At 59.0% G+C, this 26,217-nt stretch carries 25 protein-coding genes; 16 read left to right on the top strand and 9 right to left on the bottom strand.

Translation table 11 applies throughout. The annotated features are described in order from the left end of the window. Positions 1–104 precede the first annotated feature (104 nt). Genes AC8GFZ_RS05135 through AC8GFZ_RS05105 form a run of 7 tightly spaced genes read left to right on the top strand, consistent with a single transcriptional unit; the run spans position 105 to position 6,413 of the window. Positions 105–827, top strand: a complete 723-nt coding sequence (locus AC8GFZ_RS05135; RefSeq protein ID WP_506642998.1) for a 3-oxoacid CoA-transferase subunit A — start codon at positions 105–107, stop codon at positions 825–827. A 7-nt stretch (positions 828–834) separates the two neighbouring features. Then, the gene (locus tag AC8GFZ_RS05130) at positions 835–1,476 is read left to right on the top strand and encodes a 3-oxoacid CoA-transferase subunit B (RefSeq protein WP_506642996.1); all 642 of its coding nucleotides are present in this window, start codon (positions 835–837) and stop codon (positions 1,474–1,476) included. 32 nt (positions 1,477–1,508) lie between these two features. Next, positions 1,509–2,432 carry an NAD(P)-dependent oxidoreductase gene (locus AC8GFZ_RS05125; protein ID WP_506642994.1) on the top strand — a complete coding sequence of 308 codons (924 nt, stop codon included), beginning with the start codon at positions 1,509–1,511 and terminating at the stop codon, positions 2,430–2,432. Positions 2,433–2,473: 41 nt separating this feature from the next. Then, on the top strand, positions 2,474–3,460 hold the full coding sequence (locus AC8GFZ_RS05120; protein ID WP_506642992.1) for a Bug family tripartite tricarboxylate transporter substrate binding protein: 987 nt from the start codon (positions 2,474–2,476) through the stop codon (positions 3,458–3,460). Positions 3,461–3,485: 25 nt separating this feature from the next. Next, a complete protein-coding gene (locus AC8GFZ_RS05115; RefSeq protein ID WP_506642990.1) occupies positions 3,486–4,358 on the top strand; it encodes an NAD(P)-dependent oxidoreductase in 873 nt (290 codons plus the stop codon). A 3-nt stretch (positions 4,359–4,361) separates the two neighbouring features. After that, positions 4,362–5,192 (top strand): intradiol ring-cleavage dioxygenase, encoded by an 831-nt coding sequence (locus AC8GFZ_RS05110; RefSeq protein WP_506642988.1) that lies wholly within the window; start codon positions 4,362–4,364, stop codon positions 5,190–5,192. 9 nt (positions 5,193–5,201) lie between these two features. Further along, a complete protein-coding gene (locus AC8GFZ_RS05105; protein ID WP_506642986.1) occupies positions 5,202–6,413 on the top strand; it encodes a YbfB/YjiJ family MFS transporter in 1,212 nt (403 codons plus the stop codon). Here the strand turns inward: AC8GFZ_RS05105 and AC8GFZ_RS05100 are convergent, their stop codons facing one another. From AC8GFZ_RS05100 to AC8GFZ_RS05090, 3 genes are all read right to left on the bottom strand, one after another. Beyond that, positions 6,414–7,646, bottom strand: a complete 1,233-nt coding sequence (locus tag AC8GFZ_RS05100; protein ID WP_506642984.1) for an O-antigen ligase family protein — start codon at positions 7,644–7,646, stop codon at positions 6,414–6,416. Beyond that, entirely contained in the window at positions 7,643–8,812 is a 1,170-nt protein-coding gene (locus AC8GFZ_RS05095) for an MFS transporter (protein WP_506644238.1), read from the bottom strand. The genes AC8GFZ_RS05100 and AC8GFZ_RS05095 overlap by 4 nt, the downstream gene beginning before the upstream one ends. A gap of 65 nt (positions 8,813–8,877) precedes the next feature. Next, positions 8,878–9,765: an oxygenase MpaB family protein gene (locus AC8GFZ_RS05090; RefSeq protein WP_506642982.1), complete on the bottom strand. Its 888-nt coding sequence runs from the start codon at positions 9,763–9,765 to the stop codon at positions 8,878–8,880. Between the two features lie 137 nt (positions 9,766–9,902). On the opposite strand from AC8GFZ_RS05090, the gene AC8GFZ_RS05085 reads away from it, so the two are divergent. From AC8GFZ_RS05085 to AC8GFZ_RS05065, 5 genes are all read left to right on the top strand, one after another. Beyond that, the gene (locus AC8GFZ_RS05085; protein WP_506642980.1) at positions 9,903–10,433 is read left to right on the top strand and encodes a hypothetical protein; all 531 of its coding nucleotides are present in this window, start codon (positions 9,903–9,905) and stop codon (positions 10,431–10,433) included. 13 nt (positions 10,434–10,446) lie between these two features. After that, the gene (locus tag AC8GFZ_RS05080) at positions 10,447–11,259 is read left to right on the top strand and encodes an HTTM domain-containing protein (RefSeq protein ID WP_506642978.1); all 813 of its coding nucleotides are present in this window, start codon (positions 10,447–10,449) and stop codon (positions 11,257–11,259) included. 126 nt (positions 11,260–11,385) lie between these two features. Further along, the gene (locus tag AC8GFZ_RS05075; protein ID WP_506642976.1) at positions 11,386–12,321 is read left to right on the top strand and encodes a M23 family metallopeptidase; all 936 of its coding nucleotides are present in this window, start codon (positions 11,386–11,388) and stop codon (positions 12,319–12,321) included. A 30-nt stretch (positions 12,322–12,351) separates the two neighbouring features. Further along, on the top strand, positions 12,352–12,789 hold the full coding sequence (locus AC8GFZ_RS05070; protein WP_506642974.1) for a bactofilin family protein: 438 nt from the start codon (positions 12,352–12,354) through the stop codon (positions 12,787–12,789). A gap of 118 nt (positions 12,790–12,907) precedes the next feature. Beyond that, on the top strand, positions 12,908–13,777 hold the full coding sequence (locus AC8GFZ_RS05065) for an alpha/beta hydrolase (RefSeq protein ID WP_506642972.1): 870 nt from the start codon (positions 12,908–12,910) through the stop codon (positions 13,775–13,777). Positions 13,778–13,891: 114 nt separating this feature from the next. Here AC8GFZ_RS05065 and AC8GFZ_RS05060 read toward each other — a convergent pair whose 3' ends face one another. Continuing rightward, the gene (locus AC8GFZ_RS05060; protein WP_506642970.1) at positions 13,892–14,869 is read right to left on the bottom strand and encodes a GMP reductase; all 978 of its coding nucleotides are present in this window, start codon (positions 14,867–14,869) and stop codon (positions 13,892–13,894) included. Between the two features lie 156 nt (positions 14,870–15,025). On the opposite strand from AC8GFZ_RS05060, the gene AC8GFZ_RS05055 reads away from it, so the two are divergent. After that, positions 15,026–17,356 carry a UvrD-helicase domain-containing protein gene (locus AC8GFZ_RS05055; RefSeq protein WP_506642968.1) on the top strand — a complete coding sequence of 777 codons (2,331 nt, stop codon included), beginning with the start codon at positions 15,026–15,028 and terminating at the stop codon, positions 17,354–17,356. Positions 17,357–17,425: 69 nt separating this feature from the next. Here AC8GFZ_RS05055 and AC8GFZ_RS05050 read toward each other — a convergent pair whose 3' ends face one another. Then, a complete protein-coding gene (locus AC8GFZ_RS05050) occupies positions 17,426–18,202 on the bottom strand; it encodes a BPSS1780 family membrane protein (protein ID WP_506642966.1) in 777 nt (258 codons plus the stop codon). Beyond that, a complete protein-coding gene (locus AC8GFZ_RS05045; protein ID WP_506642964.1) occupies positions 18,199–19,155 on the bottom strand; it encodes a homoserine kinase in 957 nt (318 codons plus the stop codon). The genes AC8GFZ_RS05050 and AC8GFZ_RS05045 overlap by 4 nt, the downstream gene beginning before the upstream one ends. Positions 19,156–19,254: 99 nt before the next feature. Between AC8GFZ_RS05045 and polA the strand changes: the two genes are divergently transcribed. Then, positions 19,255–22,047 (top strand): DNA polymerase I, encoded by a 2,793-nt coding sequence (gene polA, locus AC8GFZ_RS05040; RefSeq protein WP_506642962.1) that lies wholly within the window; start codon positions 19,255–19,257, stop codon positions 22,045–22,047. Between the two features lie 13 nt (positions 22,048–22,060). Here polA and AC8GFZ_RS05035 read toward each other — a convergent pair whose 3' ends face one another. Then, a complete protein-coding gene (locus tag AC8GFZ_RS05035) occupies positions 22,061–24,265 on the bottom strand; it encodes a SulP family inorganic anion transporter (protein ID WP_506642960.1) in 2,205 nt (734 codons plus the stop codon). A gap of 220 nt (positions 24,266–24,485) precedes the next feature. Between AC8GFZ_RS05035 and AC8GFZ_RS05030 the strand changes: the two genes are divergently transcribed. Next, a complete protein-coding gene (locus tag AC8GFZ_RS05030) occupies positions 24,486–24,959 on the top strand; it encodes a DUF3237 domain-containing protein (protein ID WP_506642958.1) in 474 nt (157 codons plus the stop codon). A gap of 96 nt (positions 24,960–25,055) precedes the next feature. Then, positions 25,056–25,361 (top strand): DUF1330 domain-containing protein, encoded by a 306-nt coding sequence (locus tag AC8GFZ_RS05025; protein ID WP_506642956.1) that lies wholly within the window; start codon positions 25,056–25,058, stop codon positions 25,359–25,361. 19 nt (positions 25,362–25,380) lie between these two features. Here AC8GFZ_RS05025 and AC8GFZ_RS05020 read toward each other — a convergent pair whose 3' ends face one another. Both AC8GFZ_RS05020 and AC8GFZ_RS05015 read right to left on the bottom strand, forming a co-directional pair. Continuing rightward, complete coding sequence (locus AC8GFZ_RS05020; protein WP_506642954.1) at positions 25,381–25,827, bottom strand: hypothetical protein; 447 nt, start codon at positions 25,825–25,827, stop codon at positions 25,381–25,383. Continuing rightward, a complete protein-coding gene (locus AC8GFZ_RS05015) occupies positions 25,827–26,180 on the bottom strand; it encodes a DUF6152 family protein (protein WP_506642953.1) in 354 nt (117 codons plus the stop codon). The genes AC8GFZ_RS05020 and AC8GFZ_RS05015 overlap by 1 nt, the downstream gene beginning before the upstream one ends. Between the last annotated feature and the right edge of the window lie 37 nt (positions 26,181–26,217).

Here is a 26,217-nt window from a genome sequence, read left to right as displayed (position 1 = left end):
ACCTCTTTAGAATGCGCCGTCGGTGACACAATGCACCCCTTTGTATTTGCCGCGCACCGTGTGCGCAAACCCAACTGCGGTGTGATTCGATTTGAAAGCCAAGCATGATCAACAAAATCGCCGCTTCCGTGGAGGAAGCCGTGGGACCGGTTGCCGATGGCGCCACCATCATGGTGGGCGGTTTTGGCACGGCAGGCATCCCCAATGAACTGCTCGAAGGTTTGATGCACGTCTTGCAAGATGGCTCGGCACGCAACCTGGTGGTGGTCAACAACAACGCGGGCAACGGCGAAACGGGTTTGGCGGCTTTGCTCAAAACCGGTCGGGTGCGCAAAGTGGTGTGCAGCTTTCCCAGGCAAGTTGACAGCCAAATTTTTGACGCGCTGTACCGCAGCGGCCAGATTGAATTGGAATTGGTGCCCCAGGGCAATTTGGCCGAGCGCATTCGCGCTGCGGGTGCGGGCATTGGTGCTTTTTTCTCGCCCACCGCTTACGGCACGGAGCTGGCCCGCAACCCCGACGGCAGCGAGCGCGAAACCCGTGAGATCAATGGCCGCATGCATGTGCTGGAGCACCCCATTCACGCCGACTTGGCGCTCATCCGGGCCGAGTGCGGTGACCGCTGGGGCAATCTCACCTACCGCAAGGCCGCGCGCAACTTTGGTCCGGTGATGGCCATGGCCGCACGCCGCACCGTGGCCTCGGTGCACGAGGTGGTGGAGTTGGGGCAACTCGACCCAGAGATGGTGGTCACCCCTGGAATTTTTGTCTCCCAAGTGGTGCAGGTGCCGCGCGTGCAAACGCAAGGCGGCGGTTTCAAGGCATGAGGTTCACATGACACACCCCCGCAGAAGCAAAGACCAGATCGCCGCCTTGGTGGCCCAAGACATCCCCAATGGGGCCTATGTGAATTTGGGCATTGGCATGCCGACCATGGTGGCCAACCACTTGCCAGCCGGTTTGGAAATCATCTTGCACAGCGAGAACGGCATTTTGGGCATGGGCCCGGCACCGGCTGAAGCGGATCAAGACTTCGATTTGATCAATGCGGGCAAACAGCCCGTCACCTTGCTGCCAGGCGGGGCTTTTTTTCACCATGCCGACAGCTTTGCCATGATGCGCGGCGGGCATTTGGACATTTGTGTGCTCGGGGCGTTTCAGGTCAGCGCCACCGGCGATTTGGCCAATTGGCACACCGGCGAGCCCGGGGCCATTCCGGCGGTGGGTGGGGCCATGGATTTGGCCATGGGTGCCAAGCAAACCTGGGTGATGATGGATTTGCTGACCAAACAAGGCGCGAGCAAAGTGGTGCAGCAATGCTCCTACCCCCTCACCGGTTTGGGCTGCGTCAAACGCATCTACACCGATTTGGCCACCTTGGACGTCACGCCCCAAGGTCTGAAGTGGGTCGATGCGGTCGACGGTTTGTCGCGCGCAGATTTGGAGCGTTTGGTGGGCTTGCCCATCGCCGCTTGAGGTTCAATTTTTTATTCTGATGAGGAAACAACATGGCTAACAAAGTGGGATGGATTGGTTTGGGTCGCATGGGCGAGGCGATGGTCAAGCGTTTGACCCAAGCCGGTCACGGTGTGGATGTGTGGAACCGCACCCGCAGCAAAGCCGAGCCTTTGGCCGAATATGGCGCAACCATCGTCAACAGCAAGCTGGACTTGGCCGCGTGCGAGGTGGTGTTCACCATGGTATCGACCACCGACGACTTGAAAGAGGTGTTGTTCGCCGAAGGCGGCTTGGTGACGGGCAAAACCCTGCCCAAGATCGTGGTCGACAGCTCGTCCATTTCGCAAGAAGGTTCGGCCGAGGTGCGTGAAGCACTGGAGAAGATCGGTGTGGCCTATTTGTGCGCGCCGGTGTCGGGCAATGCCAAAGTGGCCAAGGCCGGCAAATTGTTGGTGGTGGCCTCGGGCCCGCGTCATTTGTATGACTTGGCCGAGCCATACCTTCAGGCCATGGCGCGCAAAACCATGTGGGTGGGCGAGGGTGAATTGGCGCGGGTGTGGAAGATCGCGCACAACACCATGTTTGGCGTGGTGATCCAAAACCTGTGTGAGATCACGGTGATGGCCGAAAAAGCGGGCATTCCGCGCCATTTGTTCTTGGAAAGCATCAACGACTCGGTCTTAGGCTCCATGTACACCCGCTACAAAACCCCCATGCTGACCAACCTCACCTTTGACCAGGTGACTTTCACCCCCCAGCTGCTGCTCAAAGACATGGACTTGGGCATGGCGGCTGCCAAAGCCCAAGGCGTCTGCATGCCCGCTGCGGCGGCCACCCGCGAGTCGGTGGCGCGCATGGTGGGGCGTGGTTACGACAACATCGACTTTGCCGCGCTGTTGGTAGAAACCGCGCGCGATGCCGGTTTGGAGTTGAAGTCCGAGAACAAAACCATCAGTGACGGTTTGAGTTCTTGAACCCATTTTTCGCATTGATATTTCATCAGGAGAAAACACGCATGAAGACCTCTATGAGTTTCACCCGCCGCACCGGCTTGGCCTTGGCGGCCATGGCTTGCATGTTGGTTCAAGGCCAGGCCTTGGCACAGACCTACCCAACCAAGCCGATCAAATTTGTGGTGCCTTTCAGTGCCGGCAGCGCCACCGACATCGTGGCCCGCACCGTGGCCGATGCGATGGGCAAGTCGATGGGCCAAACCATCGTGATTGACAACCGTTTGGGCGCGGGCGGCACGATTGCTGCCGCTTTGGTGGCCAAAAGCGATGCCGATGGCTACACCGTCTTGGTGCACTCCTCAGGCCACGCGCTGAACGCATCGCTGTACCCCAATTTGGCCTACGACACGGTGAAAGACTTGACCGGTGTGACCACCTTGGCGGCCATTCCCAATGTCTTGGTGGTCAACCCGGCCAAGGGTTGGAAAACCCAGGCGGAATTGATCAATGCGGTCAAAGCCAAGCCCGGCACGTTCAATTACGCCTCGGCCGGCGTGGGCAGTGGCACCCATTTGAATGCTGAAATTTTTCGCTTGCAGTCGGGCATCGATGCTTTGCATGTCCCCTACAAAGGAACGCCTGACGCCATGACCAATGTGATCGGTGGCTCCAACGATTGGTTTTTTGCACCCTTGGCTTCGGCCTTGCCGCTGATCAAAGACGGCAAGTTGCAAGCCCTGTCGGTCAGCACCAAAACCCGCGCCTCCACCTTGCCCCAGGTGCCCACCAGCATCGAAGCGGGTTTGCCGGCATCCGACTACACCTTGTGGGTGGGCATGATCGTGCCCAGCGCCACACCCGCTGCCGTGGTCAAGCGCTTGCATGAAGAGGCCCTCAAGGCCTTGGCCAGCCCAGACATCAAGGAGCGCATGGCCAAGTTGGGTGCCGACCCCTTCACCATGACGCCGGACGCCTTCAATGCCTACATCAAAGCCGAAATCGACACCGCTGCGCGCATCGTCAAGGCGGCAGGCCTGAAGGCCAATTGATGTCCATCATTTCGATGGCCACCGCATGAAGCTGGTGTTTTTGGGTGTGGGCAAGATGGGCTTGCCCATGGCCACCCATTTGTTGGCCGCTGGTCATGCCGTGTCGGTCCACGACACCGATGCGCAGCGTTTGGCCTTGGCCCAAGCGGCGGGGCTGACGATGGCCACAGACCTGGGCGCTGCCTTGGCCCAAGCAGACGGCGCCATGTCGTCCTTGCCCCACGATGCCGCGCTCCAAAGTGCCGCTGCGGTGGTGTCCGAGCACCTGCCCCAAGGCGGTTTTTACCTGGACACCAGCACGGTGTCGGTGGCTGCATCGGCCGCAGTGGCCAAGCTGTTCGCGCCCACCGGGCGAGACTATTTGCGCGTCACGGTATCTGGCAACAACCACATGGCCGAGGCTGGCCAATTGACCCTCATGGCATCCGGCCCCCAGGCCGTTTGGCAACGCCTGGCGCCCCTGCTCAAACCCTGGGGTTCGGTGCAGTTTTATTTGGGTGAGGGCGAGCAAGCCCGGCTGATGAAGCTGGTCATCAACCTGATGATTGGTCAAACCAGTGCCATGCTGGCCGAGGCCCTGAGCTTGGGCAGCAAAGGCGGTTTGGCTTGGACTGACTTGTGGCAAGTCATTGGGGCCAGTGCCGTGGCCTCACCGATTGTCAAAGCCAAAGCGGTGCAGTTGTCACAACGTGACTTCACGCCCACCTTCACCGTGCCGCAAATGCTCAAAGACATCGATTTGATTTTGGCCGAGGGCAACGCCTTGCAAGTGCCCTTGCTGCAAACCGCCATGACCCGCCAAATGATGCAGTCGGCCTTGGCCCAAGGCTGGGCCGAGCAAGACTACGCCGCCATCATCAAGGTGGTTGAACAATCCGCAGGCATTCACCAGGAGTAAACCGTGCGCAATTTGAACCAAGACACCATCACCGAGGCCGTGTTGGCCCGCTTTGCAAACACGCCTGACCCGCGCCTGAAGGAAATCATTTCCAGCCTGGTCACGCACTTGCACAACTTCGCCCGCGATGTGAAGTTGACCGAAGAGGAGTGGTTTTACGGTATCCAATACCTCACCGCCACCGGGCACAAGTGCACCGACGTGCGGCAAGAGTTCATTTTGCTGAGCGATGTGCTGGGCCTGTCCATGCTCACCATCGCCATGAACCAGGACAAACCTGCGGGCTGCACCGAGCCCACCGTGTTTGGCCCTTTCTTTTTGGAGAACGCGCCACATTTTGAATTGGGTGCCGATGTGTCCAACGGTGCTTCGGGCCAAAAGTGTTTGGTGCGCGGCCAGGTCAAGGGTTTGGGCGGCGAGCCGGTCAAGGGCGCCAAGCTCAATGTCTGGCAAGCCGATGACGATGGCAAATACGATGTGCAGTACGAAAACCTGTCGCAGCCCCAAGCGCGGGGCATTTTGAATGCCGATGACCAAGGTCATTTCCACTTCACCACCATCTTGGCCGAGGCCTATCCCATCCCCACCGATGGCCCCGTGGGCACCTTGCTCAACGCCACCAAACGCCACCCGTGGCGGCCCGCGCATTTGCACTTCATGGTGGAAGCGCCTGGCTACGAGCGCCTGATCACCCACGTGTTCCGCGACCACGACAAATACCTCGACTCCGATGCGGTGTTCGGTGTGCGCCAATCTTTGGTCACCGACTGGGTTCAGCAAGCCGACGGCACTTACTTGATGGAATACGACTTCGTGCTCAACCCCCAACGGTGAGGGACTGACATGACCATGCCCTCAGTGCGCAGTCTCTGGGGCATGGCTTTCGCGCTGTCCTTGGGGGCGGCCATTTCGCTGGGCATGGCGCGTTTTTCATACGGCCTGCTGCTGCCGCCTATGCGGGAAGATTTGACCTGGAGCTACACATTGGCTGGCGCCATGAACACCGCCAACGCCCTGGGCTATTTACTGGGGGCCATGGCCTTGCCACGCATGCTGCGCCGCTGGGATGCGGTGCAGGTGTTCATGACCGGTGCGGTGTTGACCAGCGTCTTCATGGGCTTGAGTGGTTTTTTCACGCAGGCTGAGCCCCTGCTGTTGCAGCGCGTGTTGGCCGGTTTGTCCAGCGCCTGGGTGTTTGTGGCTGGTGGTTTGTTGGCTGCACGGCTGGGCAATTTGCATCCCCACAGTGCCGGGTGGTTGTTGGGCTTGTATTACGGTGGCACGGGCTGGGGCATCATTTTGTCGGCGATCAGCCTGCCGCCGGTCATGGCCCACGCCCATGAGCAGGGCTTGGCCCACCCCTGGGTTTGGGCCTGGTGGTGGTTGAGTGCGGTGTGCGCAGCTTGTTGCCTGGCCATGTGGTGGCCCTTGAAGCGCTGTGCCCTGTGGCAGCGGCAAGGCCTGTTGGGGCATGAACAGAGCCCGAGTGACGCCACACCCAAGCCCTTTCACTGGCCATCCCTGTCCTATGCCTTGGCGGGTTATGGCCTGTTTGGCGTGGGCTATATCGGCTACATGACCTTTGTCGTGGCTTTGTTGCGTGAGCAAGGGCAAAGCGAAAGCGCGTTGATGGTGTTTTATGCCTTGTTGGGCTGCGCTGTGGTGCTGTCATCGCGCTTGTGGTCGGGCTTGCTCAACCGGGCCCGGGCCGGAGGAGCCATGGCCACCTTGAATGCTTTGTTGGGCCTGGCCACCATCGTGCCGGCACTCACCGCGCATGACGCCGCGGTGATGGCCTCAGGGCTGTTGTTCGGTGCGGTCTTTTTGTCGGTGGTGGCGTCCAGCACGGCCTTGGTGCGGTACAACCTCCCCGCATCCCAATGGGCCACGGGTATCAGCGCCTTCACCATTGTGTTTGCCACCGGGCAAATCATCGGGCCGGTGGTGGTGGGGTGGATTTCGGACGGCCCTGGCGGTCTGGCCCGAGGCTTGGTGTTTTCAGCCGGGGCCCTGCTGTTGGGCGCTGCATTGGCTTGGCGGCAAAAGCCCTTGTGATCAGGCCTGGGCTGGCTGGGGTCGATAAGCCAGCAAGCCGGCCCACAGCAACAGGAAAAATTCCCCAATCCCTGCCCCTAACAAGGTGCTGTTGGCCAAGCCGGTAAGCACCTCAATGGCCACCACGCTGCGCAAACCCCAGCGCGCAGACCCCGAAAGCTTTTGTGCATTGCGCCACAGCAGGGCTAAAAACCCCACAAACAAAGCCGCGCCCACCATCCCGCTCTCCAACGCCCACAGCAAAAATTGTTGGTGCGGATCGGTGGCTTTGGGGATGGTGCCGCCGTGCGCCACGTAGGCTTGGGGCCAGGCACCCACCCCATGGCCCAAGATCGGTTTTTCAGCCATCGCCTGGACCGATTTTTGCCAGGCGTCGATGCGAAAGCCCAAAGAATTTTCTTCTTTCAACGGCCCTTGCTGCAAGGCCAGCACATCTGTCTGGGCTTTGAGCCAGCGCTGCTGCATGCGCTCAGAACCCAAGCCCACGCCCAGGGCCACCAACACGGGCAGCAGCAGCACGCCCCATCGGTAGCGACGGGGTAAAACCCCCAGCAAAATAAAGACCCAGGCCAACAGCAAAGCCATTTGCCCGGTGCGCCCCGTCACCACCAGCAGCACATTGGCGCTGGTCAGGGCCAAGACCGCCCAAACTGCAAAACGCCGGTGTGGCACAGGCCATTGATCGCGGAAATACCAAACCACCAACATCATCAAGGTGCTGGTGATGGGTTGTTCGATGGTGCTGGTGAAGACCACTGCGTTGTCGGGGCTCATGACCGAAATCGCCCAGGGCAAGGGAACGCCCAGCACCATCAGCCATGAGCTGAGCAGCACAAACAGTTGCCCGGCCACCAGGCATTGCAAGACCGGCCAAGCGGGGGTGCCCGCGCGCAAGAGGTAGAAGGCGGCAGGCAACACCAACCACCGGGCATGGCGCGACAGGGCCAGCCAGGCCTCATGGGCAGGGGCTGAACTCCAGGCCATGGACAAGCCCATCCAGAGCAAGGCGGCAGCGCCCCACCACAGGCTGCTGGGCCAGGGCAGCTTGGCCGTGGCTGTGGGCAGGAGGGGCTGATGCCGTTGTCGCACCTCTGAAAGCATTTGCAGCAGCACAGCGATCAGCAGCATCAATTTGGCCAAGGACACCAAGGCCACGCCCAGGCTCACCGACAACGCCAAAAAACACAAGCTGTACAAGCGCAAGCGGGCGAGCTTGCCAAACCAGGGGCTCATTCCAGTTTGTCCCTTTGCGCCAGTTTGGGAAACAAACGCAGCCACATCACGGCGACCAAGATTGTGCCCAGGCCACCGATCCAGGTGGCCATCACCGGGCCGAGCCATGCCGCAGCCGCACCGGATTCGAACTCGCCCAATTCATTGCTCGCGCCAATGAAAATCGAGTTCACAGCGCCGACCCGACCGCGCATTTCGTCAGGCGTTTCCAGTTGCATGAGGGTCATGCGGATCACCACGCTCACTGTGTCAGCCGCACCGCTGATGGCCAAGGCCAGCATGGACAACCAAAAATGGGTGGACAAGGCAAAGAGGATCATGGCAAAACCGAAAACGGCGACAGCGATCAGCAAAACATGGCCCACACGGCGTTGCAAGGGGTGTGTGGTCAACCACATGGACGCCGCCAGTGCCCCCAAGGCGGGTGCAGCGCGCAGCAAGCCCAGGCCCCAAGGCCCCACCATCAAAATGTCTTTGGCAAACATGGGCAGCAGCGCGGTGGCCCCGCCCAACAACACGGCAAACAGGTCCAGCGAAATCGCGCCCAGCAGCAGTTTGTTGTGCCACACAAAATGCACCCCTGCCAACACGGTGCGCAGGGTGACGGGTTCGCCGGGCACCACATGGCGCTGATAGCCCAAGCCCCACAGCAAAGCACAGGCCAGCAGCAACAAAACCAGTGCGGTGGCATACACCGCGCTGGCGCCCAGCGCAAAGATCAACCCCCCCAATGCGGGACCGGAGATGATGGCCACTTGCATGCCCGATGAGTTGAACGCCGTGGCGCGTGCCAGCAATTTTTCGCTGACCAAAGCCGGCATCAAGGCTTGCGAGGCGGGCATTTGAAAAGCCCGCACCGCACCCATCACCACGGCCAAGGCCAAGATCAAGTCTTTGCTGATGGCCTGCTGTTCGCTCGCCCCCAGCAAAATGGCCGCTACAGCGGCTTGCACCAACGAACTGGCCAAGATGATGTGCAGCCGGTTCATTCGGTCGGCCACATGACCCGCCCACAGCGATAAAAGCAAGGCGGGGACAAACTGATAAAGACCGACCAGCCCCAAGTCCCAGGCGCTTTGGGTGGTTTCATACATTTGCCAGCCCAATGCGACCATCATCATTTGATTGGCGCAAGTGGTGGTGATGCGGTAGCCCCAGTAGCGCATGAAGCTGCGCTGGGCCCATATGTCTTTGAAAGCGTAGGTATCCACCCAGTCAGCTTACCTTGTTTCTAGCGCGTGTCTGGGTTGACTTGTCGCACCCGTTGCCGGGAGAAGGCGGCCACGCCTTCATCGTCAAGGGCCCACTGAATCGGGGCAGACACCCGGGCCAAAGCTTGGCGCACCCACCAGCGCTCGCCCCAACTGGGTTCAGGTTGCGCGAGCAGGGGGTGCACCCAAGGGGGCAAGCTGTGGTGGGCGGCGCGCACCACCAACTTCATCAAAGGTTGGTAGACGGCTTGGGTGGGATAGTCATTGAGGCGTTGGAGCACATACCGCGTGCGCTCATCACAGCGCAATTCAGGCAGGTAGCTGAGCAAGCGGCGCTCACAGGCGGCGCGGTGGCTGGGCACCGGGCCTGTGCCCATGGCGCTGCCCAGCACCGCCATTTCTGCGAAGTAGCGGTCTTGTGCATGGGTGTCCAAAGCGGGGCGGCCATGCTCGTCATAAGCCCGCATGAAACTGGTGCATTCGGCCAGGTGCACCCAGGCCAGCAGGTGGGGGTCATCGGCGCGGTAGGCTTGGCCGTGGGCATCGACCCCATTTACCTGGCGGTGGATGCGCTTGACCCGTTCCATGGCCTGTTCGGCCATGTCACGCCCGCCAAAGGTGGTGGCCGCGATGAAAAATGCCGTGCGGCCCAGCCGTGCGCCCAAATCGTCGCGAAAACTGGAGTGGTCCCACACACCCGCCAAGGCGCGGGGGTGCAAGGCTTGAACGATCAAAGAAGCGATGCCACCCACCATCATGGCCATGAAATGCGCATGCACTTGCCAGGCGCTGCTGTCTGGCCCCAACAGGCCCGGGTCGCCAGCGGGCTGCAAAAACACCTCGGGCCGTTGCCGGGTGTGGGTCATGTCCCGCACCTGTTGTGCGATGCGCTGTTTGACGGAGTTCATGGTGAGGGCTGGCGTGATCGGGTCTTGGACGCGCCGATAAAGGCTTTGGGCATATAGGGCGTTGCGAGCATAGTCTGAATGCGTTCGGCCAGTTAGCGCAGTGCCAGATCACCCATGCTGGGGTATGCTTTCACCCCGTGAAAATCACGCACGCATTCATCCTGCTGTACTTCGTGTTCTTGTTGGCCACCTTGTGGTGGGGGCCGCGCTTCATTCAGGGTCCTTGGATTTTTTTGCTGCGGGCTTTTTTCCCCAACTGGAAATTTTTTCATGCGGTGGGCGACGAGCCCCGCCTGTATGTGCGCTGTGGCGAGCCCACTGGAACCCCAAAGGGGCTGGACCCAGGGTTGGCCTGGCACCTGATTTATCCGCGCCGGCCCCGTTCAATGTGGGGCTGGGTGCACAACCCGGATGTGAACTTGGCTTTGTCCCAGCAAAACCTGGTCGACCATTTGGCCCACGATCTGAATCACTTGCCCGACCAGTCTGATCCCCGCGACTTGGTGGCCTACCGCTTGGTTCAGGCCTTGGCCCGGGAGGCTTGCGTGGAGCAGTTGGGGGCCCAAGCCGGCCAAGTTTTTGAATTTGAAATCCGCTTGGAGCGCTCTGATACGGAGGGGATGGTGGCGTCCCATACCTTGATGCAGGCGCCAGCGGCGGCGGTTTGAGGCGGCACAGTCAATGGGTCAGGCTTTGGACTTGGTGATGGCGGTGCGGTGCTTGGAATGGCTGCTGGCCTGGAGCCTGGGCCTCCAAACGCTGGAGTTTTTGCGCATCCATCGCTCGGGCGTGGCGGAGCGCATTTGGCATTGGCCCGCTCAAAAAGACGATGTGCCCGACCGCCCAAGATGGCTGAAGGCCTTTTTGGGCCATTTGTTTCAGCCCCCCGTTCACCAAGCCCACCTGTGGTTGCGCCTGGCCGTGTTGGTCCACATGGCTTGGAATGGGTCTCAAGCCTGGCATTTTCTGTTTTTGTTTTTGAGCGCCGTCGTGGTGTTGATCCGCTGGCGCGGCGCCTTCAATGGTGGCAGTGATTTCATGACCCTGGTGGTCTTGAGTGGCGGCTTGCTCGCCCATGGCGTCGGCTTTTGGGCGCACCCCAGCTTGGGCTGGCAAGCTGGCCTTTGGTACATCTGCATCCATGCCATCAGTTCGTACTTCATGTCAGGCTGGGTCAAACTCAAGCATGCACCCTGGAGAAGTGGGCAAGCGCTCACCATTTTTCTGGGCAATGCCGTTCATGGCCCTTTACCGGCCCGCAGTCTATTTAAACAGCCCTGGTTGGCGCGCTTGGGTGCATGGGCTTTCATCCTGTGGGAGTGCGCCTTTCCTGTGGCCTTGACCGGGCCGGTCTCAGCCCAGATCATGTGCTTGTTGGCAGCGATTTTCCATTTCCTGGTCTTTTGGCATTTTGGGTTGAATCGGTTTTTTTGGGCCTGGGTGACCTGTTTTCCAGCCGTCATTTACTGCTCAGATTGGAAAATGAATATTTAAGTGTTAAATTATGACCTGATTTTTGTTTTCGATGCGGCTGAAAACCCTGAGCATTAATGTGTTCAAGCCTTGGCACCAGCGGTCGATCAGTATTAAACTGCCCCTCCCAGATTCCAGGTCTCTTTCATGCAATTCATGTGGGTATCCGGCCCGACCGGTACCGTCCGATCCATCTCCATCACAGCGCGCAAGGTCATCATGGCCACGGCGGGCTTGTCTGTGGCCTTGATGCTGGTGGGATTTGTCATGTACTTCGTGGGTTTTCGCATCGCCGTGGAATTCAGCCCAGACTTGGCGCGCAGCATGGGCGGCGTCACCACCGAGGCCGAGCAACAGCGCATGGAAGCGGTTTACCGCGAGCGCTTGGATCAGTTGCGCCAGAACCTGCACACCACCTCCCAAGAAATCAAGCAACTCGAGAGCCTGAAAAACCGCTTCATGGAGTTGGCCACCCCCACCCAGTTGCGTGATCGTTTTCTGAACGGCAAAAAAGACGATGCCCGCGGCGGCCCTTTGTTGCCCACCCCCTTGCGCAATTTGTTTTTCCGCCAAACCTTGGACCAAGAGCTCAACGGCACCATGCAAGACCTGATGCGTTTGGATGCCACCGTGCGCGAGTTGCGCCAAGACTGGACCCAGCACCTGGAGTGGCTGCATTCCTTGCCCACGGGTTTGCCCATACAGGGTGAATTCCGGGTCTCCAGCGGTTTTGGCATCCGCAACGACCCCTTCACCGGTTTGTTGGCCATGCACGAGGGTTTGGACTTCACCGCGCCCACCGGCACACCGGTGGTGGCGGCGGCACCTGGCACGGTCACCCGTTCCAGCTTCGAGGGCAGCTATGGCCAGGTCATCGAGGTCACCCATGCCGAAGGCTTCATGACCCGTTATGCGCATTTGAGCCGCCGCCGGGTGGTGGAAGGCCAAGTGGTCGAGCGCGGCACCCAACTGGGTGACGTGGGCAGCACTGGCCGATCGACCGGACCGCACCTCCATTACGAGGTGTTTCGCAAGGACCGCCCCCTCAACCCCCTGCAAGTGTTGCCCCTCGGCTCGAGCTGATGGGATGGCTTGTGCCAGAGACTGACCGCCATGTTTGAAAAGCTCAAAGACAAATCGATGATGTCCTCGCAGGAGCGGTTTGACACCATCATTGGCCGCACCACCCAAATTTATGGCCGACTGGTGCTGCTCGACAGCGTGCGCATCGACGGCAAGGTTGAAGGCAACATCGAGACCACCAAAGAAAACAAAGTCACCGTGGCGATTGGCCCCACCGGCGAGGTGTCTGGGGACATCACCGCCCACCGGGTGATGGTGGCCGGCAAGGTCGAAGGCAATATTTACGCCTCCGAGCGCGTTGAGTTTCACAAAGATTCAGTCGTTCATGGCGATATCTCTTACGGCTCCATCGCCGTCGAGCACGGCGCACGCTTGTTGGGCTTGGTGATCCAAACCCCGAGTGGTGGCAGCAACAGCACTGCCGAAGCCGATAGCGTGATCCGCACGGCGCAAATCGGCAAGTCCTAAGCGCTCAAAGCCCGCCAAGCACACCTCCCCAGGTGATGTATCGAGCCAGCGTAAGCCCCAGCCCCAGCTGCTGCCGGGACACGGCGGCATCCCACTGATGTTTCAAGAGGACCCAGGCATGACCACCCCCAAACATGACGCCGACTGGTACGACCGCATGTACAACAACAGGGCGATGGTCCCCGACTTTGGCCAGTACTTTGAGCGCTGGGTGCGTGATTCGGCGCTGGCACGCGGCCAGGCTTGCTCCACCAGCGTGCCCTACGGCGCCCACACCAACGAAACCCTGGACATCTTCCCTGCGGAAAGCGCCGATGCACCGGTGTTGGTCTTCATCCACGGTGGCTACTGGCGCTTTTTGGACAAGTTTGACCACTCCTTTGTGGCACCGCCGTTCCAAAAAGCAGGTTGCACGGTGGTCGTGCCCAATTACGCCTTGTGCCCGGCGGTGACCGTGCCCGACATCGCCATGCAAATGGTGCGCGCCCTGGCCTGGGTGTGGCGCCACATCGCTGAGTATGGTGGCGACCCGCGCCGCATCACCGTGGCCGGACACTCCGCTGGCGGACATTTGGCCGCCATGTTGATGGCCTGTCAATGGCCGGTTTTTGCCCCAGACTTGCCCGCCGATGTGGTGCACAACGCCTTGTCCATCTCGGGTTTGCATGAGCTCGAGTCGATACGCCGCTCGCCGATGTTGCAGTCGGGCCTGTTGCTCACCGATGACCATGTGCTCAACGCCAGCCCCGCCTGGATGCCTGCGCCAGCGCGTGGCGAACTGATGTGCGTGGTGGGCGGTGATGAAAGCCAAGAGTTTTTGCGCCAAAACGCCTTGATGCAACAAGCCTGGGGCGTCAAGCGCGTGCCCAAGGCCATGGCCATGCCAGGGCGTCAGCATTTCTCCATGCTTGATGCCTTGTGTGACACCGCGCATCCGGTGCACCACATGGCCTGCGATTTATTGGGCGTGCGACCCAGCGCCTCTTAAGGGCTGGCGCGGTTAAAGGCAAAAGCCGCGCAGCGCCTTGGCTGCGCTGGGTGAGCCCTTCCAAGGCGCAAAAAAAGCCACCGAGGTGGCTTTTTGGCATGTGGACCAAGCGCATCACATCAACAGGTGCTCGCCGGCGTTGTCGCCGCCCAAGATGACGTAATTGACCTTGCGCACGTCCATCAGCTTTTTGCCACCCGCATAAGAGATGGAGCTTTGCACGTCCTCTTGCATTTCGCGCAGGGTGTCGGCCAGCTTGCCCTTGATGGGCTCCAGGATGCGCTTGCCTTCCACGTGTTTGTATTCGCCCTTGTTGAAGTCAGAGGCCGAGCCGTAATACTCTTTGTACAGCTTGCCATCAACCTCCACCGTTTGCCCCGGTGATTCTTCGTGACCGGCCAGCATGGAGCCAATCATCACCATGGTGGCGCCAAAGCGCATACTTTTGGCGATGTCGCCATGCTCGCGGATGCCGCCGTCGGCGATGATGGGTTTGGTCGCCACCCGAGCGCACCACTTGAGGGCGGACAACTGCCAGCCGCCGGTGCCAAAGCCGGTTTTGCTCTTGGTGATGCACACCTTGCCAGGGCCAATCCCGACCTTGGTGGCGTCAGCACCCCAATTTTCCAAATCGATCACCGCCTCGGGGGTGCCCACATTGCCGGCAATGATGAAAGAGCCCGGCAGGTGCTGCTTGAGGTGGGCGATCATGTGCTGCACGCTGTCGGCGTGGCCATGGGCAATGTCAATGGTGATGAAGTCCGGCACCAAGCCTTCGGACACCAATTGGGCCACAGTGTCGCGGTCGGCTTGTTTGACACCCAAAGAGATCGAGGCGTACAGCCCCTTGGATTTGAAGTCGCGCACAAAAGCCACATTGTCCAAATCAAAGCGGTGCATCACATAAAAGTAACCGTGTTGGGCCAGCCATTCGCAAATGGTCTCATTGACCACGGTTTTCATGTTGGCCGGTACCACCGGGAGGCGGAACGTGTGTTGGCCCAGCGTGATGCTGGTGTCGCATTCGGAACGGCTTTCCACGCGGCATTTGCGCGGCAGCAGCAAGATGTTGTCGTAGTCGAAAATTTCCATGGTCCAAGCTCCAGAACAAAACGGATGGTGAGCGCTTGGCTTGGCACCGGTTGCTGGATGGACCTGGCACGGCTTGCGGGCGATCCAAAAAGAAACCGGGCACAAGAATCTTGGGCCCGGTGGCTGATTCTATACGTGCTTGCCTACAATCCCCGAATGTCTCTTTTCACCGGGTCCTCTTCGGGACCACCGACCCTCCTCCCCCCCGACTCTGCCCTCCTGCAAGGCCTCAACGCTGAGCAACGCGCTGCGGTGGCCTTGCCGCGCGAGCACGCGCTCATCTTGGCGGGCGCGGGCTCGGGCAAAACCCGGGTCTTGACCACCCGCATTGCTTGGTTGCTGCAAAGCGGGCAGTGCGCACCGGCCGGGGTGTTGGCGGTGACCTTCACCAACAAGGCGGCCAAAGAGATGCTGACCCGTTTGTCGGCCATGCTGCCGGTGAATGTGCGCGGCATGTGGATTGGCACCTTCCATGGCCTGTGCAATCGATTTTTGCGCGCCCATTGGAAGCTGGCCAACCTGCCCCAGTCGTTTCAAATCCTGGATACCCAAGATCAGCTCTCGGCCATCAAGCGGCTGTACAAGCAGTTTTCGGTGGATGACGAGCGCTTTCCCCCCAAGCAAACCCAGTGGTTCATCGCGGCTTGTAAAGAAGACGGTTTGCGCCCGGCCGACGTGGAGGCGCGCGACGCCGATGCGCGAAAAAAAGTGGAGATATACCAGCTCTATGAAGACCAATGCCAACGCGAAGGCGTGGTCGATTTCGGCGAGTTGATGCTGCGCAGCTTCGAGTTGTTGCGCGACAACGACCCCTTGCGCGAGCACTATCAACGCCGCTTTGGCCATGTGCTGATTGACGAATTCCAAGACACCAACCGCTTGCAATACGCCTGGATCAAACAGTTGAGCTCGCCCACCAGCGCCGTGTTTGCTGTGGGCGACGACGACCAAAGCATTTACGCATTTCGCGGCGCACGGGTGGGCAACATGGCCGACTTTGTGCGCGAATTTGGCGTGCGCCACCAAATCAAGCTGGAACAAAATTACCGCAGCCACAGCAACATTTTGGACAGCGCCAATGCCTTGATCAGCCACAACCAAGGGCGCTTGGGCAAAAACCTGCGCACCGACCAAGGCCCGGGCGAGCCGGTGCGGGTGCACGAGTCCACCAGCGACTTTGCCGAGGCGCAATGGATGGTCGATGAAATGCGCCAGTTGCTGCGCGATGGTCAAAACGGCGATGGCAGCCAAGGCATTGCCTCGCGCAACGAAATCGCTGTGTTGTACCGCAGCAATGCCCAAAGCCGGGTGATTGAAACCGCGTTGTTCAATGCGGGCATGCCTTACCGGGTGTATGGGGGTTTGCGCTTTTTCGAACGCGCCGAAATCAAACATGCATTGGCTTATTTGCGCTTGTTGGAGAACCCGCGCGATGACACCAGCTTCATGCGGGTGGTCAACTTTCCACCGCGCGGCATTGGTGCGCGCAGCACCGAGCAATTGCAAGACGCAGCCCAAAGTGCCGGTTGCTCGTTGCACGATGCGGTCAGCGCCGTGGCCGGCAAGGCGGGGGCCAATTTATCGGCTTTTGTCGCCAAGCTCGATGTGTTGCGCGAGCAAACCCACGGCATGGGCTTGCGCGGCATCGTTGAAACGGTGCTGGCCCACAGTGGCTTGATCGAGCACTACCAAGCCGAGCGCGAAGGCGCCGACCGGGTGGAAAACTTGCAAGAACTCGTGAGCGCCGCTGAAAGCTTTGTCAGCGTCGAAGGTTTTGGGCGCGATGCCGTGGCTTTGCCTGTGGACATGGACACGGGCGAGGCGGCTGAGACGGGCGAAACTTTGTCCCCCTTGGCCGCTTTTTTGACCCACGCCGCCTTGGAGTCCGGCGAAAACCAGGCCTTGGCGGGTGCAGAGGCGATCCAAATGATGACCGTCCACGCCGCCAAAGGCTTGGAATTTGATGCGGTGTTCATCACCGGATTGGAAGAGGGCTTGTTCCCGCATGAAAACGCCTTGAGCGACCACCAGGGCTTGGAGGAAGAACGACGTTTGATGTATGTGGCCATCACCCGGGCGCGCAAGCGTTTGTACCTGAGCCATGCCCAAACCCGCATGCTGCATGGGCAAACCCGCTACAACATCCGCAGCCGGTTTTTTGATGAACTGCCTGAACACACGCTCAAATGGCTCAGTGTGGCCGCAAAGGGGCTCAACCCGGCCAGTGCTTGGGGCAGCTCACGAAAACACGAAGCGGTGGCGGCATCCACCGATTGGACCAGCGCCATTTCTCCCGCATCCCCTGCCACTGCATCCGGGGCCAATGCGTGGGTCAGGTCAGGGGTGCCCGTGTTTCACAACAAGTTTGGTGAGGGTGCGGTGTTGTCTATCGAGGGCAGCGGTGAGGACGCACGGGCACAAGTGAAATTTGGCCGCCATGGTGTCAAATGGCTGGCCTTGTCGGTGGCCAAATTGACGCCGGTTTGAGCCGGCCAGCATGGGGCCTATGGTCAGGGGACAGTCTGTGCGTGCCCCTGGGCGACTGAGGCCAGGGGTTCAGGCGACCACTTCTTCGGCCTCAAAGCAGTCTCGGAAGCTGAAGTAAATGGAGCAAAAAAACATCGCGGCCATCAGCAGCATCAGGGGCAACAGCAGCATTTTGGCGGTATCCACATTGTCGGTCGCCACAGCCACCAAGGTCACGATCAGTGAAAAGAACATCGCCACGCTGGCCCAGCCCAAAATAAACACCAAAAAAGCGCGCCAATTGCGCCAGCAAGCTACGGCACTGAAAAACAGGCTTTTTAAAGGCGCAACCCCATACCAATGGGTCAAGGCCGGAGCATGCCAAAAGAGCAAAGACAGCGGCATGTACAACAAGGTGCTCAGCCACATGGCCGATTGCACATCGCTTTGCATCAAAGTTTCAATGTCCATGCTGCCGCCAAACAGATAAAGCTTGGCAAACTGGCCGTCATCGCTCAGAGCAGCCAAGGCCAAAACGGCACAAAAGCCCACGGCATACAAACCGCCCAACACCGCCATGTGGCGGCGTGTTTCAGCCCCAGAGCGCAAACCCAACCACAGCAAATGCGGCATGGGAAAGTTGCCCACGTGCGCTTCGCGGGTGGCGGCCATCAACCCCAAGCTGGCCATGGGCAGCAAGGCCAGACCGACAAAGCTGCCGATGAAAGGAATGAGCGAGCACAGCGACAGCAAACCCATGAACAAGAAAAACTGCCCGGTCATGGCCAGAGGTTGTCGCCAAAAGGTGCGGATGCCCAGCCGCACCCACAACAAGCCTTGCTTGGCAGGGAGTATTTGCAGTTTCATGCGTTCAAGCCCACGGGGTGGTGGATGCGCTGCATGAGCACCCGCTCAAAGTGGCTCGGGTCGTGGGCTTGGAGCATGCTGGCTTCGCGCGGCAGGTGGAAGTCCCACAGCCGAGAGATCCAAAAACGCAAAGCAGCCGCCCGCAACATGGGGTTGAGCAGCGCCCGCTCTGCCATTTGCAAGGGACGAACCGCCTGGTAGGCGCTCAGCATGGCATCCAAGCGGGGGGCATCAAAAGCCCCGGTGTCGAGGTCGATGCACCAGTCGTTGAGGGCCACGGCCACATCAAACAACCAGTGGTCCACGCCGGCAAAGTAAAAGTCAAAGAACCCGCTCAATTCATCGCCCACAAACATCACGTTGTTGCGAAACAAATCGGCATGCACGGTTCCCATGGGCAAAGCCTGGTACATCGAGGAGGCGGCCACGTGGTTTTGAAATGCCAATTCGCTGGCCAGCAAGGGCGCTTGCTCGGGGTTCAAAAACGGGGCCACGATGGGCGCTGTTTCATTCCACCAGGGCAGGCCGCGCAAATTGGGCTGCGCCAAATCAAAGCTGACGCCGGCCAAATGCATGCGGGCCAGCATGTCGCCCACGGCGTGGCAGTGGGCTGCGCTGGGGTTGAGTTCACTCTGACCTTGCAAGCGCTCCACCACGGCTGCAGGTTTGTCGCACAAGGTGAACAAAATCTCTCCATGTGGATCAGCCTGGGGCATGGGCACTTTGATGCCCTGGCCGGCCAAATGCTTCATGAGCTGCAAGTAAAAGGGCAGTTGCGCGTGGTTCAGGCGCTCAAACAGGGTCAGCACGTAGTCGCCTTGAGCGGTGCTTGCGAAAAAGTTGGTGTTCTCAATCCCGCCGCTGATGCCTTGCAAAGACACCAGTTCCCCCAAGTGCAATTGCTGCATGAGTTGATCGGCCTGCTGCTCAGAGACCTCGGTGAATACGGCCATGGGGGAGGGGTTGTGATGGGTACGGAAGTTGGCCCATTGTACAAACAGGCCCCACTCAGGCTCCACTGAGGCGCCACTTGGCAAGGCACAATCCTTCCCATGAAAGACACACCCACCCTGTTGCTGGTTGACGGTTCCAGCTATTTGTACCGCGCTTTTCATGCCATGCCCGATTTGCGGGTGGACCGCAACGACCCGGCCAGCCAGGCCACGGGCGCGATTCGTGGCATGGTCAATATGCTGCAAAGCCTGCGCCGCGAATACCCCACGCACCACGCGGTGTGCGTGTTTGACGCCAAAGGCCCCACTTTTCGCGATGACATTTACCCGCAATACAAAGCCACGCGTTCACCCATGCCCGACGATTTGCGCAGCCAAATCGAACCCATCCACCGTTTGGTCAGGCTCATGGGATGGCCACTCTTGGATGTGCCTGGCGTCGAGGCCGACGATGTGATCGCCACCTTGGCCCACATGGCGGCGCAACAGGGCGTGCAAGTCATCGTCTCCAGCGGCGACAAAGACCTGAGCCAATTGGTCAATGAGCACATCACCATCATTGACACCATGAATGGCAAAAAGCGCGATGTGGCTGGCGTCACCGAAGAGTTTGGCGTGCCGCCGTCGCTCATGATTGACTACCAAACCTTGGTGGGCGACACGGTGGACAACGTGCCCGGCGTGGCCAAGGTCGGCCCCAAAACCGCGGCCAAATGGCTGCTGGAATACGGCTCGCTCGAAGCCTTGATGGCCCGAGCTGACGAGATCAAAGGCGTGGCCGGTGAAAACCTGCGCCAAGCGCGGGACTGGCTGCCTACCGGCCGGCAACTCGTCACCATGAAAACCGATTGCGATTTGAGCACCCATGTAGCGGGCCTGCCTTCGTTGGATGGCGTGGTCATGCAAGCACCCGATCAAGCAGGCTTGATTGATTTTTACAAGCAATACGGCTTCAAGGGCTTGGTCACTGCATTGGAAGCCGGCGAGGGTGCAGAGCCTTCCGCCAAAGCCGCCCGTGGCCCGTTGAACGATTCTGGCGTGGGCGAGGTGGGTGTGTTGTTCGATGCACCCGCACCCGTGGTGAGCACCGAGGTGCATTACGACACCGTGCTCGACTGGGACAGCTTTGGCGCGTGGTTGCAAAAAATCGAGGCTGCCGACTTGGTGGCCTTGGACACCGAAACCACCTCGCTGGTGGAGATGCAAGCGCAGATTGTGGGCATCAGCGTGTGCATCACGCCAGGTGCTGCCGCTTACATCCCCTTGGGTCACAACGCCGCCGATGCGCCCACGCAATTGCCACTGGCTGAGGTGCTGGCCAAGCTCAAGCCGTGGTTGGAAAACCGCGGGAAACACAAGCTGGGACAGCATGTGAAATACGACCGCCATGTCTTCGCCAACCACGGCATCGAGGTGCAAGGCTATGTGCACGACACCATGCTGCAAAGCTATGTGTTGGAGGTGCACAAACCCCATGGTTTGGAGAGCTTGGCGCTGCGGCACTTGGGCCGCCAAGGTTTGTCCTATGAAGACCTGTGCGGCAAAGGGGTGCACCAAATTTCATTCGCGCAAGTGGACGTGGCCAAGGCGTCGCACTATGCGTGTGAGGACGCCGATTTCACCTTGGCCGTGCACCAGCGGCTGTGGCCCCTCTTGCAAGCCGACGACAAGCTGCGCTTTGTGTACCAACTGGAAATCGACAGCAGCGAGGCGCTGTACCGCATCGAGCGCAATGGTGTGCTGATCGACGCGCCCACCTTGGCCGCGCAAAGCCACAGCTTGGGCCAGCGCATCATGCAGCTCGAGCAAGAGGCGTATGCGATTGCGGGCCAGCCCTTCAACCTGGCCTCGCCCAAACAATTGGGTGAAATCTTTTTCGACAAACTCGGTTTGCCGGTGATCAAAAAAACCGCCACTGGGGCTCGCAGCACCGATGAAGAGGTGTTGGAAAAACTCGCCGACGATTACCCGTTGCCCGCCAAAATTTTGGAGCACCGCTCGCTGTCCAAACTCAAGGGCACCTACACCGATAAGCTGGCGCAATTGGCACAACCGCGCACCGGCCGCGTTCATACCCATTACGCCCAAGCGGTGGCGGTGACGGGGCGCTTGTCCAGCAACGACCCCAATTTACAAAACATCCCCATCCGCACGCCGGAGGGGCGCAAAGTGCGCGAGGCTTTTGTGGCCCCTGTGGGCAGCGTGATCGCCAGTGCGGATTACAGCCAAATCGAGTTGCGCATCATGGCCCACATCAGCGACGACCCGGCCTTGCTCAAAGCATTTCACGATGGCTTGGATGTGCACAAAGCCACCGCGGCCGAGGTGTTTGGCCTGACCCCCGATGCGGTGAGTAGCGAGCAACGCCGTTATGCCAAGGTGATCAACTTTGGCTTGATTTACGGCATGAGCGCCTTTGGTTTGGCCAAGGCGCTGGGCATTGACAACACGGCGGCCAAAAACTACATCGAGCGTTACTTCCAGCGCTTTGCGGGTGTGAAGCGCTACATGGACGACACCCGTGCCCAAGCCAAAGCGCAAGGCTATGTGGAAACGGTGTTTGGGCGGCGTTTGTATTTGCCCGAGATCAACTCACCCAATGGGCCGCGCCGCGGTGGGGCTGAGCGTGCTGCCATCAACGCGCCCATGCAAGGCACAGCGGCCGACCTCATCAAGCTCAGCATGGTCAAGGTGCAGCAGGTGTTGGACCAAGAGGGGCGCGGTACCCGCATGATCATGCAGGTGCACGATGAATTGGTGTTCGAGGTGCCCGAGGGTGAAATTGATTGGCTCAAAACCGAGGTGCCGCGCATCATGGCGGGGGTGGCGCAGCTCAAGGTGCCGCTGCTGGCCGAAGTGGGGGTGGGGCCCAACTGGGACCAGGCGCATTGAGGTCACATCGCTCTTAGTTTTCCCTGACTTCACGCAACTCCACATTGGTCTGGCGCAGTCGATCGGCCAAAACCAAAGCCAAAGAGCGCATCACGCCCAGGCTCATCGAAGGGGATCCAGCAGCCAGTTTGGCAAAGGCGTTTCGATCGATGGCAAAAATCTCTGTCTCTTGCGAGGCATGCACATAGGCCGAGGGCGCCCGCCCATCTAAAAAAGACATTTCGCCAAAAAATTGGCCGCGGCTCAAGGTGGCCAAGTGGATGGCGCTGCCGGTGCTGGTTTTCAAACTGACCTTGACCTCGCCACGGCTGATCAGCATCAATTCACGTCCCAAAGACGTGGGTTCAAGCACCACGTCGCCTTCTTGGTAAGTGCGAACTACTTTGCACCGATCCAAGGCCTCCAACTCTGATGGGCCCATGCCGTGGAACAGCTCGAACTTGGCCACAGGCAGTCCTTGTCCCTGTGGGTGGACATAGCCCTCTAGCAACAAGGTCTCTTCTTCAATCCATTCCAAGGCTTGGTCCAACTCTGTGAAAACTTTGGTGGAGTTGTCCGATAACAACCCCATTTGGTCAATGTAGCTGCGCAAATTCCTGCCATTGGGCAAGCGATCGGGTACCCGGGTCAGGACCAAGCGCGCTTGATGGTTTGCCAGGTTGCTGCGAATGCGCTCAATCATTTGGCTCGCGGTCATGTCCATGGACTGCACCCGCATGAAGTCCAGCACCACAAACTTGGCTTTTTTGATCTCGGGCTCAATGGCACTGAACAGTTGATGGGTGGTGCCAAAAAACAGGCTGCCTTGCAACTCAAAAATAAGGGTTTGATGGCCTTTCTCAGCCAAGATTTCGCGCTCGCGCAGGCTGCGCACCCGTGAAGAAAAAACCTTATTGCCCCAATTTTTGCGGCGGATGGTGGTGGTGTGAATCTGTTCGCTCAAAAATAGAAAAATAGCCAAACCAATGCCCACGGCCGAAGCGGCGATCAAGCTCACTGTGTTGGCCACGATCACCACCAAAACAATCACGCCGAAGTCCAGCCGGGTCTGGGGCGAGCGAAACAGTTGCAGGGAGGGCCAGTCGATCATCTTGACCCCAATCACCACCAGCATGGCGGCCATTGAGGGCACCGGAATCCAAGCGATCAAAGACGTCAGCAACAAAATCACCACCAAAGACCCGAGTCCTTGAAAAACGCCCGACAAATGCGTGCTTCCCCCGCTGGCTTTGCTCACCAAACTGGCCCCAATCGCGCCCGAACCTGTGGCTCCACCAATCAGGCTGGACACCAAATTGCCCAAGCCCTGCCCCCGCAGCTCTTGGTTGGAGTCGTGCCGCGCGCCGGTGATGGCATCCAGCACCAGGCATTTGTTCAAGGTGTCAATCGACAACAGCACGGCCAAGGTCATGGCGGGCAACACAATTTGCTGCCATGGCGGCAAGCCTGTTGCGATCAATTGGTCCCAAGGCCGGGTCATGCCATCCACGAAGGCGGCGAGATTGACGCTCAAGGGGCCAATGATCAAGGGGTTGTCATGCAGGTTCAACAGCTCAGGCCAGGCGCTCAAGGCCATGGCCCAGTAAACGACCATCCCGGCCAACAAGCCCTGGATCACCCCGGGAACGCGTTTGGACAGGCGTGGTGCGAGCAGCATGCCCATCACCGTCGCCAAGCCCATCAGCAAAGAGGGCCATTGCCACTGCTCAGGCGCACTGAGCCATTGCCAGATGTTCATTTCTTTGGGCATTGCCAGCCATTTGGGCAACTGACCCAAGACAATGATCAACCCCACCCCACTGAGGTAGCCACTCACCACAGGGTGCGGCATGTATTTGATCAACTCACCCAGGCGCATGACCCCAAAGGAAAGTTGAATCAAGCTGCTGAGCAAAGCGACCAAAAACAAACTCAAAATCACATGGGCGGCATCATTGCCAAGTTGCACCATTTGCAGGGTCAATGCGGTGAGCACGGCCGCCGCCGGGGCGCTGGGCGCCGATATCAAACGCGGCGTACCACCAAAGATGGCGGCCACCAGCCCCAAGGCGGCCGCCCCCATCATGCCGGCCATCGCGCCTTGCGCGCCAAAGGCGCTGCCCATGGGTGAAAAAATCGTGACCCCAAAGGCAATGGCCGATGGCAAGGCCACCAGCATCGCGGAAAACCCGCCCCAAAGGTCGCCACGGACGTTGGGGTGATGTGCAAATGAACGCATGTGTACAGCTCGGTTAAATTGTCATTTGCAAAGTAAATTGCTAAAACTCATTTTATGCAGCGATTTACTCAAAAAAGAAGCCTAAATTTTCAAAAAGCGCAGTGATTACCTTGATGGTTGTGACAGATGAATGGGCCATGGGGCAACCGTTCCAGCCATTGCGGCACGGGTCTGTAGACTCCATCAGAACGTCCAGGCATTTGAATTGGAGAACTTAACGATGAATAAAACCTTGCCGCCCCCCACGCTGGTGCATTTGTGTGACTTGGCCGTCACCATTGCAGCCCCGATCGAAGTCGGCCGCACGCCCGCAGGTTTGCGCCGCATGATTCCCATCACGGGTGGCACGGTGACAGGCCCCCGCATGAATGGGCAGGTGCTGTCGGGTGGCGCCGATTTCCAATTGATTTTGAGCGATGGCACCCAAGCGCATTTGGATGCCCGGTATGTGATTGAACTTGTCGATGGCTCGCGCGTGTGGGTGCAAAACACCGCATTGCGCGTGGCCTCGGCAGAAAACTCTTTGCGCATCATGCGTGGCGAAAAAGTCGATCCCGATGCGGTTTATTTCCGCTGCCAACCCCAATTTGAAACCGCTGCCACCGATTGGGCTTGGCTGCATGAGAGCCAATTCATTGGCACCGGGCTGCGGGCGCCCGATGGTGTTTATTTGAGTTTTTATCGGGTGCTTTGAAAGGCTTCATCAAGATTGCACGCAGCCCCAAGCTTTGCCGATGGGCTGCTTTGGTGCAGAATGGTCGTTCCTTCTACACCTTCACAGGATGCCACCATGCCTTCAGCCTACGTCATTGTTGATATGCAAATCTCCGACATGGAGCAATACAAACATTACATGGCGGCAGCGCCTGAGTCGATCAAGGCGGCGGGTGGTGAGTACCTGGTGCGCGGCGGCCCCATGGAAACCTTGGAAGGCGAATGGAAACCCGCCCGCATGGCCATGCTGCGCTTTCCCAGCTATGCAGCGGCCAAATCTTGGTACGACGGCGAGATGTACCGCGCAGCTCGGGCCCAGCGCGAAGGTGCGACCTTGTTTTTCAATGCGGTCTTGGTGGAAGGTGTGAGCGCACCTGTCTGAGTCCCACTTTTTTCAAGCCTCAAACATACGCCAGCCAGCGGCCAAGCCCAATCACAACAGACCATCCCACCAAAGATGCCATCGCTTGCACCTTGGTCATGGCATTGATTTCTGAGCGCATGCGCAAAACTGTGGCGTTCATCAATAGCAAAAAGATCAAACACGTCTTGATCAAGAAAAGCCTTGAGCCGATCAGATCTGCGGCATGGGTCATGAACATCATGGATCCTGTTAATACGGCCAAGGCAAATCCGAACAGACTGACCGTTAGCCCCAAGCGGGATAGAGCGCTGAAATCTATGTGCGGACACACACCCAATAGCCTCAGATCCATTAAAACCACACTGCCAAACAACATACCGATACCGCAAATATGCAAAGACTCCACTGTGGGGTAAAGCCACAAAGAGTATTTCATGGCTTGAACCAGCCAGAAATCGTTGAGGAAATTCAGGGACACATCCATCAGCGCAATTCAATGACCTTGTTGTTGACAACAATGCGCTCCGCCCTGAGTTCATTGGGCTTGGAGCGATGGATGTAACCCTCAACCACCACCCGTGCACCCACTGCAATGTTCTCAGGCGTTAAGCCTCTGTTTTCCATCCGAAAAGGAGGGGCCAGCACGGCAGTCATCGTTTTTTCGCTCGAAACCAATGTGATAAAGCCATGCGGATGCTCGTATCCACTTTGAGTCACTGTGCCAGAGAGCTTGACCAGATTGGTCTGGTCATACTCTGACCATCCGTGGTGCGCCATGGCCTGGAGGCAGATGTTGCAAAGCAAAAGAAATATGAAATTTTTCACACTTTTATACATAAGACACAAGCCTTTAAAACACCATTGTATTTTCTGC

Source organism: Limnohabitans rimovensis (SeqCode) (assembly GCF_965234775.1).
In the GTDB taxonomy this organism is placed as follows: Bacteria; Pseudomonadota; Gammaproteobacteria; order Burkholderiales; family Burkholderiaceae_C; genus Limnohabitans; species Limnohabitans rimovensis.
The sequence above is the reverse complement of the archived record's forward strand: the minus strand, read 5'-3'. Positions and strand labels throughout refer to the sequence as shown.